Origin of the sequence: Arthrobacter yangruifuii (assembly GCF_009192775.1) — a bacterium.
Classification (GTDB): domain Bacteria; phylum Actinomycetota; class Actinomycetes; order Actinomycetales; family Micrococcaceae; genus Arthrobacter_B; species Arthrobacter_B yangruifuii.
The window spans coordinates 57,054-72,536 of record NZ_VTFX01000002.1 but is presented as its reverse complement, the minus strand read 5'-3'; the positions used below and the strand labels follow the sequence as shown (position 1 = coordinate 72,536).

10 protein-coding genes are annotated in these 15,483 nt (G+C 69.2%); 6 read left to right on the top strand and 4 right to left on the bottom strand.

Going from position 1 to position 15,483, the window contains the following annotated elements; all coding sequences use genetic code 11:
* Positions 1-124: 124 nt before the first annotated feature.
* The gene (locus tag GD627_RS06340) at positions 125-463 is read right to left on the bottom strand and encodes a P-II family nitrogen regulator (RefSeq protein ID WP_146364419.1); all 339 of its coding nucleotides are present in this window, start codon (positions 461-463) and stop codon (positions 125-127) included.
* A complete protein-coding gene (locus tag GD627_RS06335; RefSeq protein WP_152271838.1) occupies positions 460-1,758 on the bottom strand; it encodes an ammonium transporter in 1,299 nt (432 codons plus the stop codon). The genes GD627_RS06340 and GD627_RS06335 overlap by 4 nt, the downstream gene beginning before the upstream one ends.
* Before the next feature lie 235 nt (positions 1,759-1,993).
* On the opposite strand from GD627_RS06335, the gene GD627_RS06330 reads away from it, so the two are divergent.
* Positions 1,994-3,664 (top strand): hypothetical protein, encoded by a 1,671-nt coding sequence (locus tag GD627_RS06330; protein ID WP_152271837.1) that lies wholly within the window; start codon positions 1,994-1,996, stop codon positions 3,662-3,664.
* A 109-nt stretch (positions 3,665-3,773) separates the two neighbouring features.
* On the opposite strand, the gene ftsY is transcribed toward GD627_RS06330, so the two are convergent.
* Positions 3,774-4,961, bottom strand: a complete 1,188-nt coding sequence (ftsY, locus tag GD627_RS06325; RefSeq protein WP_146364425.1) for a signal recognition particle-docking protein FtsY — start codon at positions 4,959-4,961, stop codon at positions 3,774-3,776.
* Positions 4,962-5,023: 62 nt separating this feature from the next.
* On the opposite strand from ftsY, the gene GD627_RS06320 reads away from it, so the two are divergent.
* Both GD627_RS06320 and GD627_RS06315 read left to right on the top strand, forming a co-directional pair.
* On the top strand, positions 5,024-6,253 hold the full coding sequence (locus GD627_RS06320; RefSeq protein WP_152271836.1) for an MFS transporter: 1,230 nt from the start codon (positions 5,024-5,026) through the stop codon (positions 6,251-6,253).
* Positions 6,250-6,981, top strand: coding sequence for a glutamine amidotransferase (locus tag GD627_RS06315; RefSeq protein WP_152271835.1), 732 nt, complete (start codon positions 6,250-6,252; stop codon positions 6,979-6,981). Before GD627_RS06320 ends, GD627_RS06315 begins: the two co-directional genes overlap by 4 nt.
* Here the strand turns inward: GD627_RS06315 and smc are convergent.
* Positions 6,978-10,622 carry a chromosome segregation protein SMC gene (gene smc / locus GD627_RS06310; protein WP_194265986.1) on the bottom strand — a complete coding sequence of 1,215 codons (3,645 nt, stop codon included), beginning with the start codon at positions 10,620-10,622 and terminating at the stop codon, positions 6,978-6,980. The two genes, GD627_RS06315 and smc, sit on opposite strands and share 4 nt — an antisense overlap.
* A gap of 215 nt (positions 10,623-10,837) precedes the next feature.
* Here smc and GD627_RS06305 point away from each other — a divergent pair, with 215 nt between their 5' ends.
* From GD627_RS06305 to GD627_RS06295, 3 genes are read left to right on the top strand one after another with little or no spacing between them, the layout of a single operon-like run.
* Positions 10,838-11,863 (top strand): 3-oxoacyl-ACP synthase III, encoded by a 1,026-nt coding sequence (locus GD627_RS06305; protein WP_152271877.1) that lies wholly within the window; start codon positions 10,838-10,840, stop codon positions 11,861-11,863.
* On the top strand, positions 11,857-14,484 hold the full coding sequence (locus GD627_RS06300) for an alpha/beta fold hydrolase (RefSeq protein WP_152271834.1): 2,628 nt from the start codon (positions 11,857-11,859) through the stop codon (positions 14,482-14,484). The genes GD627_RS06305 and GD627_RS06300 overlap by 7 nt, the downstream gene beginning before the upstream one ends.
* Positions 14,481-15,482, top strand: coding sequence for an NAD-dependent epimerase/dehydratase family protein (locus GD627_RS06295; protein WP_152271833.1), 1,002 nt, complete (start codon positions 14,481-14,483; stop codon positions 15,480-15,482). Before GD627_RS06300 ends, GD627_RS06295 begins: the two co-directional genes overlap by 4 nt.
* Position 15,483 lies beyond the last annotated feature (1 nt).

Genomic DNA, 15,483 nt, shown 5'->3' with positions numbered 1-15,483 from the left:
TTGGCAGGCCCAGCTGTTAAGGGTACCAAGCCGGTCCGGCTATTTGCCCCTCTGCCCTTCCCCGCACACGGAGCCGCCCGGCTGGAGCTCCAGCCGGGCGGGTTCCTCCTGCGGTTTTCTGCCGCTACAAGGCGCTGTCTCCGCGTTCCCCCGTCCGGACCCGCAGGGCCTCCTCCACGTTGACCACCCAGACCTTGCCGTCCCCGGCGCGTCCGGTGTTGGCCGTGGAGACCAGCACGTCCACAATGTCGTTGACCCAGTCATTGGCCACCAGGATTTCCACCCGGACCTTGGGCAGCAGGTCCACCGTGTATTCGGCCCCGCGGTAAACCTCGGTGTGTCCGCGCTGGCGGCCGTACCCGTTGGCGGAGCTGACGGTCAGCCCCTGGACCCCGTAGCTTTCCAGGCTGCCCCGGACCGCGTCGAGCTTCTCCGGCCGGACAATAGCGGTTACGAGTTTCATGAGTTGACCGTCTCCTTAGTGCTGGTGGTGCGTGCTGTCTCCGGGAAGGGGGTGAAGGACCCGCCGGTACCCAGTCCGCCGAATTCATAGGCGGTTTCCGCGTGTTCGCTCAGGTCCACGCCGTTGACCTCGGCCTCTTCGGACACCCGGAAGCCCATGGTCTTGTGGATGGCCAGGCCGATCACCAGGGTCATGACGCCGGCGAACACGATGGCGACCAGCGCTGCGGCCAGCTGGGCGCCGAGCTGCCCGAAACCGCCGCCGTAGAACAGGCCGCCGCCGGCGCCGTCGACCGGCAGGGCGATGAAGCCCAGGGCGAGGGTGCCCACCAGGCCGGCCACCAGGTGCACGCCGACAACGTCGAGCGAATCGTCATAGCCGAACCGGTACTTCAGACCAACGGCCAGGGCTGCCAGCACACCGGCAATCAGTCCCAGCCCCACCGCGCCCAGCGGGCTGACGTTGGCGCACGCCGGGGTGATGGCCACGAGCCCGGCCACAACACCCGATGCTGCACCCAAGGAGGTGGCGCGGCCGTCCCGCACCCGTTCGGTCAGCAGCCAGCCGAGCATGGCGGCGGCAGGAGCAGCGAGGGTGTTGATCCAGATAAGGCCTGCCTCTTCGGCGGTGCCGGCGGCGCCGCCGTTGAAACCGAACCAGCCGAACCAGAGCAGCGTCGCGCCGAGCATCACGAAGGGGATGTTGTGCGGGCGCTGGTTGGGGTCCTTGCCGAAGCCCTTGCGCTTGCCGATGATCAGGGCCAGGACCAGGCCGGCCACGCCGGCGTTGATGTGGACCACGGTACCGCCGGCGAAGTCGATGGCTTCACCCACCACGGAGCCCACCGCGCCCTCCGCGCCGAGCAGCCCGCCGCCCCAGACCATAAAGGCCAGCGGGCAGTAGACCAGGGTCACCCAGACGGGCACGAACACTGCCCAGGCGCCGAACTTCGTGCGGTCCGCTATCGCGCCGCTGATCAGGGCCACGGTGATGATGGCAAATGTTGCGCCGTAGCCGGCGCTGATCAGGTCCTCGCTGCCGAGGATGTCCTCCAGTCCGAAGGAGGTGAAGGGATTGCCGAACAGGCCGGCGACGCCGTTCCCGCCCGTCATGGAGAAGCCCCAGAGTACCCAGACCACGCCAACCAGCCCGATGGAGACGAAGCTCATCATCATCATGTTCAAGGCGGCCTTGGCGCGGGTCATGCCGCCGTAGAAGAATGCCACGCCCGGCGTCATAAGCAGCACGAGCGCTGCCGAAACCATTACCCAGACGTGACCTGCTGACAGATCCATCTTCACGTCCCTTCACGTTTGGCGGGCCTCTCCCACCTGGAAACCACTCTGCCGGGGCCAGATTTCCGGGTGGGGCTGGTGGTGTTGCCGGGAGGTTACAGACCACTGCTCCCGGTAAAAGGATCGTGTCGGGCACGTTTCCGTGAGGTTTCCCCGTCCGCGGCGGACGCGGGGAACCGGCCAGCCGGGTCGCTAGGATGAGGGCACTGTCTCAAACCCCTAAGGACCATGCCCCGTGCCACACGCGAGCCCAGACCAAAACACTCCGGACCCGAAAAAGCCCGTACGACGCCGCACCAAGGTACTCGCCGCCGTAGCCGGCGTCGCAGTTGTCGCCGCCGCCGCCGTGGCGGTTCCCCTGCTCCAGGAGGACCCGGACACCGCCGGTGCCGCGTCGGCACCCAGCGGCACACCCTTCACCCTTGCGGCGAAGCCGACCCTGCCGCCCGCTCCGGAGTTCACGTTCTACGAACAGGCCGGCCCGCCGGCCGGATCCCCGCTGAATCCGGTAGAGCCGCTCAGCATCGACGTGGCGGCGGAAACCCTCGGCACGTCGCTGTCCGACGGCCTGATCGGGCTTTCCCTGGAGGCCACCGATCTCGCCGATCCGTCGCTGTCCGGAGACAACCCCGAGATGGTGCAGTCGCTGACCGGGCTGGGCCGCCCGCTGCTGCGCTTCGGCGGCAACGCCGTGGACCGGCGTTTCTTCTGGACCTCCACGGGGGAAGCCATCCCCGGAAACCTCAGCGGCGACGAGGCCCATCCGGTCCGGGCGGTCACCCCGGCCGATCTGGAGCGCGTGAATACGCTCCTGGAGGCCGTGGACGGGCAGATTTCCCTCACGGTGGACCTGGGGCATTACGATCCGGCACGCGCCGCGGACATGACCAGGGCTGCCGCTGCCGCCTTCGGCGAGCGCCTCGTCGGCGTCACGGTGGGCAACGAGCCCAACGGGTTCGCCAAGACCGGCCTGCGCGGATCCGATTACGGCATCGATGCCTATCTGGTGGAGCTGAAGGCCTATGCCGAGGCCATGCACGCTGTGGCGCCGCAGGTGCCCATTGTCGGCCCGGGCACCTACGAGTCCTCCTGGTGGGCGGCGTTCGCCAAAACCGAGCTGCCCCAGGAGCGGATCCTTTCCTACCATCACTACCCGCTCTCCTCCTGCGAGGGCTCGGATCCCCTGGGCAAACCGACCATGGCGAACCTGACGGGCAGGTACATCCATGACCACGCCAACGACTTCCGCGCGGTGGGCCTGAAGCCTGCCCAGGAGGCCGGGCTTCAGGCGTGGATCCCGGAGACCGGCGTCTCCGCCTGCCCGGGCAGCAACGAAACCACCAAAACGCACGCCTCGGCGGTGTGGAGCGCGGACTATGCCCTGAGCGCAGCACAGATGGGCATCTCCAGGGTCAGCTTCCACAGCTCCCTGATCACCTGCACCGGCGGTCCGCCCATGTCCGCCATCTGTGTGGGCGGGGCCTACCTGCAGCCCAACGGCCAGGTCGACGAGCGGTCCAACTACTACGGGATGTCGATGGTCGCGGAGATGGAGCCGGGCGACTTCCTGAAGCTCGATACCGCGGGCGGCGGCCTTTCCTACCCGTACGCGGTGCGGCACGCAGACGGAAGCGTGAGCGTGGCCGTAGTGAACAACAACAACCCGGAAACCGATGCCCAGACCGAGGTCAGCCTGCAGCTGCCGGGCAAGGCCCTCACCGGCACCATGACGCAGATGACCGGCGCCTCCTACTCCTCCCAGGACAGCACCCTGATTGACGGCCGCGCCGCAGAGGGCGTGCCGGCCGCCGAACGGCTGACCGTCCCGGGGTTTGAGTACGGTTCCGCCACCCAGACGTTCCCGCTGACCGCCGGTACCGTGACGATCCTGAACTTCACGTTCTGATTCCGGTGAACTGATCCCGGCTGCCTCCGTCACTCCGGCACAAAGGGAAGGGCCCCGTACTCCTAGCGAGTACGGGGCCCTTTCTGCTGCGGGGTGGTGCTGCGGGCGGCTAGCTCAGCAGTGCGTCCACGAAGCTCTCGGCTTCGAACGGCGCCAGGTCATCGGCGCCTTCGCCCAGCCCCACCAGCTTCACCGGCACACCCAGGGTGCGCTGGATGGCGACGACAATACCGCCCTTGGCGGTGCCGTCCAGCTTGGTCAGGACAATGCCGGAGATGTTGACCACCTCGGCAAAGACCTTTGCCTGGGTCAGGCCGTTCTGGCCGGTGGTGGCGTCCAGGACCAGCAGGACCTCGTCCACGGCGGCCTGCTTCTCGATGACGCGCTTGACCTTGCCGAGCTCGTCCATCAGGCCCACCTTGTTCTGCAGGCGTCCGGCGGTGTCGATCAGGACCACGTCCACCTCGCCCTCGATGCCGGCCTTGACCGCTTCGAAGGCCACGGAGGCCGGGTCTGCGCCGTCAATCTCGGAGCGGACGGTGGGCACTCCCACACGCTGTCCCCAGGTGGCCAGCTGCTCGGCGGCGGCGGCACGGAAGGTGTCCGCGGCGCCCAGCAGCACATCCTTGTCCTCGGCTACGAGGACGCGGGCCAGCTTGCCCACCGTGGTGGTCTTGCCGACGCCGTTGACGCCCACCACCATCACGATGGCCGGGGTCTCGGCGTGGCGGGTCACGGCGAGGGAACGGTCCATGGTGGGGTCCACCAGCTTGATCAGTTCCTCGCGCAGCATCGCGTGGACTTCCTGCGGGTCCTGGCTGCCGGACACCTTGACCCGCTGACGCAGCGCGTCCACGAGTTCCATGGTGGGTTCGGTGCCCAGATCGGCGAGGAGGAGGGTTTCCTCAATCTCGTCCCACACGTCTTCATCGATGGTGTCGCGGGAGAGCAGCGCCAGCAGCGCCTTGCCCAGCGCGTTGTTGGATTTGGCCAGCCGGGCGCGCAGCCGGGCCAGGCGGCCCTGCACCGGTTCGGGCGTCTCGATGGACGGCGCCGGCGGGGCGGGGGTTTCCTCCAGGCCGCGCAGGTCATCCGGGACAACGACGTCGGTCTCCGCCGGCGGTGCCTCCAGGGTGTCGGTGCCGCCCCCGGTTCCGGTCACCGGATCGTTGGCGTCCCGGCGGGTGGGGTACATGCTCTTGGGTGTACGCCGGGTCCGTACCAGCAGTGTCGCGGAGAAGCCGACAACGGCGATCGCAACAAGGACATAGATCACTATCGAAAGGGTCTCATTCACGCTCCCAAGCTTCTCACACGATGATCCTCGACTCCCGGGGAATCTGAGACAATCGCCTTATCATGGTGCGCTCCCCTAAAATCCGAATCCCGCAGGAAATCCAGGTCCTTATCGCGGCCGCCTTCGTCATAGCCCTTGGCTTTGGCCTGGTGGCACCGGTACTGCCGCAGTTTGCACAGAGTTTCGACGTCGGCGTCACGGCGTCCTCGGTGATTGTCAGTGCGTTTGCGTTCACCCGGCTGGTGTTCGCTCCGGCCGGCGGGGTTCTGCTGGAAAAACTCGGCGAGCGCCCCGTCTACATTGCCGGGCTGCTGATTGTGGCCCTGTCCACGGCCGCGTGTGCCTTTGCGCAGAGTTACTGGCAGCTGCTGGTCTTCCGGGGCCTGGGCGGCATCGGCTCCACCATGTTCACCATCTCGGCCATGGCACTGATCATCCGGCTGGCACCTCCGGAGGTCCGCGGCCGGGTTTCCAGCGCCTATGCCTCCTCCTTCCTGCTGGGCAATATCGGCGGACCATTGCTCGGCGGCCTGCTCGCGGGCCTGGGACTGCGCGTGCCGTTCCTGGTCTACGCCGCCGCCCTGGTGCTGGCCGCCGGCGTCGTCTTCCTGCGGCTCAAGGACACCCGTCCCGTTGCCGGCGCCGATGACGCGCCGGCTGCCGTGAAGCCGGTGCTGACCGTCCGGGAGGCCCTGCGGGATTCGTCCTACCGGGCAGCGCTGGCGTCCTCCTTCGCCAACGGCTGGTCCTCCTTCGGCGTGCGCAATGCCCTGGTCCCGCTGTTCGCAGCCGCGGCGCTGTCCGCGGGACCGGAAGTGGCGGGCATTTCCCTGACCGCGTTCGCCGCCGGAACCGCCGTCGTCCTGACCTTCTCCGGCCGGCTCGCGGACAGCTGGGGCCGCAAACCCATGGTCCTGATCGGCCTGGCGGTGAACGCCGTGGCCACCGGGCTGATGGGCTTCAGCTCCAGCGTGCCCGAGTTCCTGATCATTTCCGTGATCGCCGGGATGGGCACCGGGCTGCTCAATCCCGCCCAGCAGGCGGCGGTCGGTGACATCATCGGCAACGGACGCAGCGGCGGCAAGGTCCTGGCCACGTTCCAGATGGCCAGTGACACCGGGGCGATCGCCGGCCCCATCCTCGCCGGCATGCTCGCGGATTCGCTGGGGTACTCGTGGGCGTTCGGCGTCACGGGCGCCATTGCCGCACTGGGCTTCCTCGCCTGGCTGGCGGCGCGCGAAACCCTTCCTGCCCCGAAACCGGCCCCTGCCCCCACTACCATCGAGGAATGAAGCCTTTCCTGCTCCTGGCCACCCGGGCCGAAGATGATGCCGCCGACGAGGAATACGCGTCCTTCCTGCGTTTCGGCGGGCTCGCCGAGGAGCAGCTGCACCGGGTGCGGCTTGAAGCCGGCCCGCTGCCGCCGGTGGACCTGGATGCCTACAGCGGCGTGATTGTGGGCGGCGGCCCGTTCAACTCCAGCGACCCGGAGGAGACCAAGTCCCCGGTCCAGGTGCGGGTGGAAGCGGAGATGGCCGCGCTGCTTGACGACGTCGTGGCCCGCGACTTCCCCTTCTTCGGCGCCTGCTACGGGGTCGGCACGCTGGGCCGGCACCAGGGAGCCACGGTAGACCGGCAGTACGGCGAGCCGGTGGGCCCGGTTGAGGTCCGGCTGACGGACGCCGGCCGCCGGGATCCGCTCCTGGCCGGCGTCCCGGACAGCTTTGCCGCCTACGTGGGGCATAAGGAAGCCGTGGCGAAGCTGCCGCCGCACGCGGTGAACCTTGCGGGTTCGGCCACCTGCCCGGTGCAGATGTTCCGGGTGCAGTCCAACCTCTACGCCACCCAGTTCCATCCCGAGCTGGATGTGGCCGGGCTGCTGACGCGGATCTCCGTGTACCGGCATGCCGGCTACTTCGCGCCGGAGGAGGCGGAGACCGTGATGGACGCCGTCCGGGGATCCGCCGTCCATGTGCCGCCGCGGGTGCTGCGCAACTTCGTGCAGCGCTACGCCGCCTAGTCCTCCGGGGCGCCGGGTTCCTGACCGGGGTGCCCGCCGCGCCGGATCCGCTGGCTGATGACGGTGGATACGCCGTCGCCGCGCATGGTGACGCCGTAGAGTGCGTCAGCCACTTCCATGGTGCGCTTCTGGTGGGTGATGACAATGAGCTGGCTGGACTCGCGCAGTTCTTCGAAGATGCTGATCAGCCGGCCCAGGTTCGTGTCATCCAGGGCCGCCTCCACCTCGTCCATCACATAGAACGGCGAGGGCCGGGCCTTGAAGATGGCCACCAGCAGGGCGACGGCCGTCAGTGACCGCTCACCCCCGGAGAGCAGCGACAGGCGTTTGATCTTCTTGCCCGCCGGCCGGGCCTGCACCTCGATGCCCGTGGTGAGCATGTTGTCCGGATCGGTCAGGACCAGGCGGCCTTCCCCGCCTGGGAACAGCCGGCCGAAGACCTGCGTGAACTGCTCCGCGGTGTCCCGGTAGGCGGCGGTGAAGACTTCCTCCACGCGGCGGTCGACGTCGGCGATGATGTCCAGCAGGTCCCTGCGGGTGGCCTTGAGATCTTCCAGCTGGGTGGACAGGAAACGGTGGCGTTCCTCCAGGGCGGCGAATTCCTCCAGGGCCAGAGGGTTGACGTTCCCCAGGGCGGCCAGGTCCCGTTGGGCACGTTTGAGCCGTTTTTCCTGCTCGGCCCGCACATACGGAATGCCGTCCATAAGCGGATTGCCGTCCTCGTCCACCGGTGCGCGCAGGGCCGCCCACTTGTCTCCGCTGACCGGCTCGGCCGGCACCGGGACGGGCTGGTCCGGTCCGAAGTTCGCCACCAGGTGCTCCGGGGTCATGCCCAGTTCCTCGAGGGCACGCGCTTCCAGGGCCTCGATGCGCAGGCGCTGCCGGGCCCGGGCGAGTTCGTCGCGGTGGACCGAATCCGTCAACCGGGCCAGGTCGGCCGCGGCGTCATTGACGGCGCTGCGGACGGCGGCCAGTTCGGCCTCCCCCGCGCTCCGGGCTTCCTCGGCCCGGGTCCGCTCCCCCGCAGCCAGCTCCAGGGATACCTGCAGGTGGGCCAGCACGGCTTCCGCCGCCTTGCCCACGGCCACCGCCCGGGCATGTTCCCCGGCCCGGCGGCGGGCACGTTCCGCTGCAGCGGCAAGCGTCCGGCGTTCCGCAGCGGCGGCACGTTCGAGGGATTCGGCCCGGCCGGACACGCCCTTGAGCTGTTCTTCGGCCGAGCGCAGGGCCAGCCGGGCGTCCGTTTCCGCCCGGCGTGCGGAGGCGGCGGCGAGCGCCAGGGCGTCCCGGCGGTCCGCGGAGGGTTCTTCGCCGGGGCGGTGGTCCTTGCCGGCGGCAGCAAGACGCTCCGACACTGAAGCCAGCTCCGCTTCGTCCTGCGCGACGTTGGCCTGGGCCGCGGCCAGCAGGGATGCGAGCCGTTCGGCCTCCCCCGCGGCGGCACGCACGGCCGAGCCGAGGGATCCGAGCCGTTCGGCGACGGCGGCGAGCCGGGCATCGGACTCGTTCAGGGCGGCGAGGGCGGCCTCCGAACGCACCCGGCACGCCCGGACGGTTGCGGCGGCAGCCTCGATTCCCGCGCCGGCTTCCTCCGCGCGGGCACGTGCCGCGGCCAGCCGGGCATCCGTGTCCTCCACCGCTGCGGAGATTTCGAGCAGTCCCGGGGCCGAGGCCGATCCGCCGCGGACACTGTAGGCGGTCAGGACATCACCGTCCGCCGTCACGGCCGTGGCTGCGGGGACGGCCGACACCACGCTCACGGCCGCGTCCAGGTCCGCCACCGCTACGGCATGGCCCAGCAGGGCGTCCAGCGCCTCCTGCACTCCGGCGTCGGCGCTCACCAGGGACACGCTCACCAGGGACAGCACCGGGACTGCGCCGGACGGAAGATCGGCCGGCAGAGTCCGGTCCGGAGCGGTCGTCCCGCCGAGCAGCAGTGCGGCCTGCCCCTCTCCGGTGTCCTTGAGGTGCTGCAGGGCCTGCGCGGCGGCGTCGAGGTCCCGGACAGCCAGGGCATCGGCTGCCGTTCCCAGGGCTGCCGTCACCGTACGTTCATAGCCGGGCTTGATGCTGATCAGATCCGCCAGCGGCGCCAGCACCCCGGGCAGCCCGGCTTCCCGCAGGAAGGCACTGCCGTCGCGCCGGTCCAGCCCGACGGCGAGTGCCTCCCGGCGGGCGGCCAGGTTCTCCGCTTCCCGGACCGCGTCTTGGCGCGCCTGCTGCAGCTGCCGCAGGGATTCTTCGGCTTCCTCCGCAGCTGCCTGCGCGTCCTCGTACTCGGCGTCCAGGTCCGCTTCGCCCGCTTCGGCACCGGCAGCGGAGCCTTCCAGCTGCCCGAACTCCTCCTGCGCCCGGATGCGGCGTTCCTCGGCAGCGCTGATCGATGCGCGCAGCCTGTCCGCTTCGGACCGGGATGAGGCCACCCGGGAGCGGGCTGCTTCCACCGAACCGGCCAGCCGCGCCAGGCCCTCACGCCGGTCCGCGGCGGCACGCAGGAGGGAGGCATACCGCTTCTCCTCGGCTGCGGCGTCGGCTTCGGCAGCCTCGCGGGTCTTCACGGCGTCCTGAAGCAGTGCCCGCCGGCCCTCAATATCGGCTTCCAGGGCTGCGGCTTCCGCCCGGACCCGGTCCGCGGAGGCCTGCAGCTGGTCCGGATCCCGGCCGCTGCCCGCAGCGGGTTCCGCCGTGCCCAGCAGGCGGGCGCGTTCGGCGGCGAGCGCGGCGAGGGACCGGAATCTCTCCTGCAGCGAGGACAGTTCGTACCAGGTGTCCCGGGCGGCGTTCAGCTGCGGTGCCGCGTCCGCGGCCAGGGTTTCCAGGGCCGCCTGGCGCTGCCGCCCCGCGGCGACGGCGGCCTCCGCCTCGGCGCGGCGCACCTTCAGGGCGTCCTCATCCGCGGTTTCCTTCAGCCAGGCAGCGGTCAGCGTGGCCAGGTCATCGGCGAGCAGGCGCGACCGGGCGTCCCGGGCGTCCTGCTGCACCGTCTTGGCCCGGCGGGCGACGGCGGCCTGCTTGCCCAGCGGTCCGAGCTGGCGGCGCAGTTCTGCCGTGAGATCAGTCACCCGCGCCAGGTTGGCCTGCATGGCGTCGAGCTTGCGCAGGGTTTTTTCCTTGCGCCGGCGGTGTTTGAGGATGCCGGCGGCCTCTTCGATAAACCCGCGGCGTTCCTCGGGTGTTGCGTGCAGCACCTTGTCCAGCTGTCCCTGGCCGACGATGACATGCATCTCGCGGCCCAGCCCCGAATCCGACAGGAGCTCCTGGATGTCCAGCAACCGGCACGGGCTGCCGTTGATGGCGTACTCCGACCCGCCGGCACGGAACAGCGTGCGGGAGATGGTGACTTCGGAGTATTCGATCGGCAGGGCGCCGTCGGCGTTGTCGATGGTCAGGGATACCTGCGCCCGACCAAGCGCCTGCCGGCCCGAGGCGCCGGACGTGCCGGCGAAAATCACGTCTTCCATCTTGCCGCCGCGCAGGGTCTTGGCGCCCTGCTCGCCCATCACCCAGGCCAGGGCATCCACCACGTTGGACTTTCCGGACCCGTTGGGTCCCACCACCGCCGTGACACCTGGCTCGAATTCAAAGGTGGTGGCCGATGCGAAGGACTTGAATCCTCGCATGGTCAGGGTCTTCAGATGCACGGGGGTTAATCTCTCCTACCGGGGTTGATTCATTAAATCTACGCGGTTACCGTCAAAATTCCGCTCTACTCGGAGAGCGTAATCGGGCCTTTCCCCCCGGAATTGCCGGGCCGGTCAGTAGGCTTCTTGAAAGAGTCATATGATTTTAGGGCGTGGATGCAGGCTTCACGGCGGCCGCCAGCGCGATAGGTTCAGCAGCAGACAAGGCAGGCATTTTGACCGGGAACTTCAACTTCCAGCACTCCAACTCCGCCATCCTCAGCGTGAACAGCGTTGAAGCTCCGGTGGTCATGAGTTCACGTGAATTCGACGAGCGCCTTGAGCCCTCGCTTAAACGGCTGCGCCTCTCCAAGCGCCTGCTGGAGCGGGTGGCAGGCGTCACCGAGAGGCGGTGGTGGGCTCCCGGCACTGCGTTCGACGACGGCGCCACCGAGGCCGGAGCCAAGGCGCTGGCCGAAGCCGGCGTCGAGGCGTCCGAAATCGGGCTGCTCATCAACACCTCGGTGACACGGCGCAATCTGGAACCGTCCGTGGCCGTGAAGATCCACAACGGTCTGGGGCTTCCTTCCTCCGCCCTGAACTTCGATCTGGCCAACGCCTGCCTGGGCTTCGTCAACGGCGTCACCCTGGCCTCCAACATGATCGACTCGGGACAGATCAACTATGCCCTGATCGTGGCGGGCGAGGACTCCCAGGGCGTGCAGGAAGCCACCTTCGAGCGGCTGAACGCGCCCGACTCCACCCGCGACGACTACCTGCGCGAATTCGCCACGCTGACCCTCGGCTCCGGTGCCGCAGCGGCCGTCATCGGCCGTGCCGACCGGCACCCGGGCTCGCACCGCATCCTCGGCGGCGTCTCCCGTGCCGGCACCCAGCACCATGAACTGTGCGTGGGCGGCATCGACGGCATGTACACCGACACCAAGGGCCTGCTCGACGGCGGACTGGAACTGGTGGTCGATGCCTGGCATGAAGCCCACGGCAACGGCTGGGACTGGTCCGGGATGGACCGCTACGTCACCCACCAGGTGTCCAATTCCTACACCAACGCCATCATCAAGGCGGTGGACCTGGACCGTAAAAAGGTGCCCATGACGTTCCCGAACTGGGGCAATGTGGGGCCGGCCTCGCTGCCGATGACCCTGGCCCAGGAATCACGCTCCCTGAACCCGGGTGACCGGGTCCTGTGCATGGGCGTGGGCTCCGGCCTGAACACCACCATGATGGAGATTGCGTGGTAGAGGAGCTTTGGCCCGGCGTTTCCTCCGCCTGGTCCGCGTTCGTCCATGTTCCCTCCACCGCCGCCGTCGACGCTCCGGGAACGGTCCGCAAGTGGCATGTCCTCGACAACGGACCTGATCTGGCCGAGGCCGGCATCGAACCCGCCGGCACCCTGCTCTGCGTGCATGGCAACCCCACCTGGTCCTACCTCTGGCGCAGCCTCCTTGCCGCCGGGTCCGCGGCGGAGAAGCCGTGGCGCGTGGTGGCCGTGGACCAGCTGGACATGGGCTTTTCCGAGCGCACCGGCGCGTTCCGGCGGCTGGAGGACCGGATCACCGACCTCGGCAACCTGACGGACACGCTGGGGATCACCGGTCCCGTGGTGACCGTCGGCCATGACTGGGGCGGCGTGATTTCCCTGGGCTGGGCACTGCGGCACCGCCGCCAGCTCGCGGGCGTGGTGCTGACCAACACCGCCGTGCATCCGGCAGGTTTCTCCCTGCCGCCGGCCCTGAAACTGGCCCTGCATCCCGCGGTTCATCCGTGGGGTACCCGCAGCACCGACGCGTTTATCCGGGTGACGCATTCCCTGGCACAGCCCGCACTGCCGGCTCCGGTGCGCGAGGCGTTCGCGCTGCCGTACCGCGGCGCGGCCCGCCGGCACGGTGTGGCGAACTTCGTGGCTGACATTCCCGCCGATGAAACCCATCCCAGCTGGCGTGCCCTCAACACCGTCGCGGACGGCATCCGCCGCCTGGACGTTCCGTCCCTGGTCCTCTGGGGGCCCAAGGACCCCGTTTTCTCCGACCGCTACCTGCGTGACCTGCTGGAACGGATGCCGGCCTCCTCCGTGCACCGGTTCGAAGGGGCAAGCCATCTGCTGGCCGAAGACGTGGATATCGCCTCGCCTGTATTCAGCTGGCTGCAGGGAGCCGTGGAAACCCCTGCGGATACCTCGCTGCGGCGCAGCGAGCCGTTCCGCCCCATGCTCGCGGAACTGGATGAACGCGCCGCGGACACCACGCCGGCCGTCGTCGACATGGCACCGCTGGACGGCGGCGGCGCAGACGCCGAACCGCGCACCCTGTCCTGGTCCGGACTCGCCGAACGGGTGAATGCCCTCGCGGCGGGACTCGCCGCGGCCGGTGTGCGTCCCGGCACCCGGGTGAACCTGCTGGTTCCGCCCGGCATTGAACTGACGTCGCTGATCTACGCCTGCCTGCGCCTGAACGCCGTGATTGTGGTGGCCGACGCCGGGCTGGGCGCCAAGGGACTGGGCCGGGCCATCAAGGGCGCCGGGCCGGCGTTCCTCATCGGCATCGACCGCGCCCTCATCGGTGCCCGGGCCTTCGGCTGGCCGGGTACGCGGATCAGCGTGTCCGAACTGTCACCGGCGCGCAAACGCCTGCTCGGCGTTCAGCACTCCGTGGAGGAGCTCATTGCCGACGGCGCCGGATCCGAGGTGCCCTGGTACCCCGCGGATCCCGACGCCGACGCCGCCGTCCTCTTCACCTCCGGCTCCACCGGACCGGCCAAGGGCGTGGTCTACACGCACCGGCAGCTGGCCGCGATGCGCGATGCCATCAAGGACACCTACAACCTGCGTGCCGGGACCTCGCTGGTGGCCGGCTTCGCGCCGTTCGCCCTGCTCGGTCCGGCACTGGGGGCGACGTCGGTGACACCGGACATGGACGTCACGTCGCCGCGCACCCTCACCGCGGCGGCACTGGCGGATGCGGCGGTGGCCGTGAACGCCACCACCATCTTCGCGTCCCCGGCAGCATTGACGAACGTGATCGCGACGTCCGGGGAGCTGGACGCTCCGCAGCGGGCGGCACTGGCACAGGTCGAGCTGCTGCTTTCGGCCGGTGCACCCATTGCCGAGCCGCTGCTGGCCCAGGTGCAGGACCTGGTCCCCAAGGCCTCCCTGCACACCCCGTACGGCATGACCGAAGCACTTCCCGTCACCGACATCAGCCTCGAAGGCATCCGCGCGGCAGGGTCCGGCAACGGCGTCTGCGTCGGTACTGCCGTCTCCCGGGCCGATGTGGCCATCGCCGAAGTCTTCCCGGACGGCTCCGTCGGCACCGAGCCGCTCACCGTGCCGAACCGCACCGGCGAAATCCTGGTCAGCGCCCCGCACGTCAAGGACCGCTACGACAGGCTCTGGATCACCGAAAGCGGCAGTTCGTCCATTGACGGCTGGCACCGCACCGGCGACGTCGGACATTTCGACGACGAGGGCAGGCTGTGGGTGGAAGGACGCCTCGGGCATATCCTCACCACCGCCGGCGGGGTCCGGACTCCGGTCGCTGCCGAGCAGGCAGCCGAGGCTGTCGACGGCGTGCGGCGGGCCGCACTGGCGGGCGTCGGACCCGCGGGGGCGCAGGTTCCCGTGGCCGTGGTGGAAACCGATCCTCCCTCCCGAAAGGCCGGAGTTGCTCCGGCGGCACTCACCGCGGCCGTGCGGGACCGGGTACGGGAGCAGTGCGGGTTCGACGTCGCCGCGGTGTTGGTGCTGCCGCAGATGCCCACCGATATCCGGCACAATTCCAAGATTGACCGCACGGCACTGGCCGGCTGGGCGTCGCGCCTGCTGGCCGGCGGTCCAGTGCCGAGCCTGGGCAGGGGCAAGCGATGAGCGCCCTGACTCCGCGCAATGTCCTGGTCACCGGAGCGAGCGGCCTGCTGGGCGGCGCCGTAGCCGATCTGCTGGAGGCCAAGGGCCACAAGGTCCGCACCTTCCAGCGCCGGCCGGGGATCCCGGGCCGGGACTCCGTCGCCGGGTCCGTTGCCGATCCTGCCGCCGCTGCCCGCGCTGTCGACGGAATGGATGCCGTCATCCATCTCGCGGCGAAGGTCTCCTTTACCGGCGAATGGCACGAGTTCGAGGAAACCAACATCCTCGGCACACAGGTCCTGCTGCGGGCTGCACGGGCTGCCGGGGTGCGCGACGTCGTTTTTGTGTCCTCTCCGTCCGTGGCCCACTTCGGTGAGCCGATTGCCGGCTCAGGTGCCGGCACGGCGGACCCTGCCCGTGCCCGCGGCTTCTACGCCGCCTCCAAAGCGGAGGCCGAGCTGCTTGCGCTGGGACAGAATTCCCCCGACTTCCGGGTTGCGGCCATCCGGCCGCACATAGTCTGGGGTCCGGGCGACACGCAGCTGGTGGAACGCGTCATTGACCGTGCCCGGTCCGGCCGCCTGCCGCTGCTGGATGCCGGAGCGGCCCTGATCGACACCACGTATATCGATAACGCGGCAGCCGCGATTGTCCGCGGTCTGGAACGGATGGATGCCGCCGCCGGCCGCGCCCTGGTGGTGACGAACGGGCAGCCGCGTCCGGTCGGGGAACTCATTGCCGGTATCTGTGCGGCCGCAGGCGTGGCCGCACCGGGATGGAGCGTTCCGGGAAAGGTTGCCCGCGGTGCGGGAAGCCTGATCGAACGGGTCTGGCTGAAGGCGGGCCGCCGCGGTCTGGTCCATGACGAACCGCCCATGACGCGTTTCCTGGCCGAGCAGCTTTCGACGTCGCACTGGTTCGACCAGCGTGAAACCCGCGAAGTCCTGGACTGGACTCCGGAAGTGTCCATCGAAGAGGGCATGTCCCGCCTGGCCCGGCACTACTCCCCCACGTCCTAGG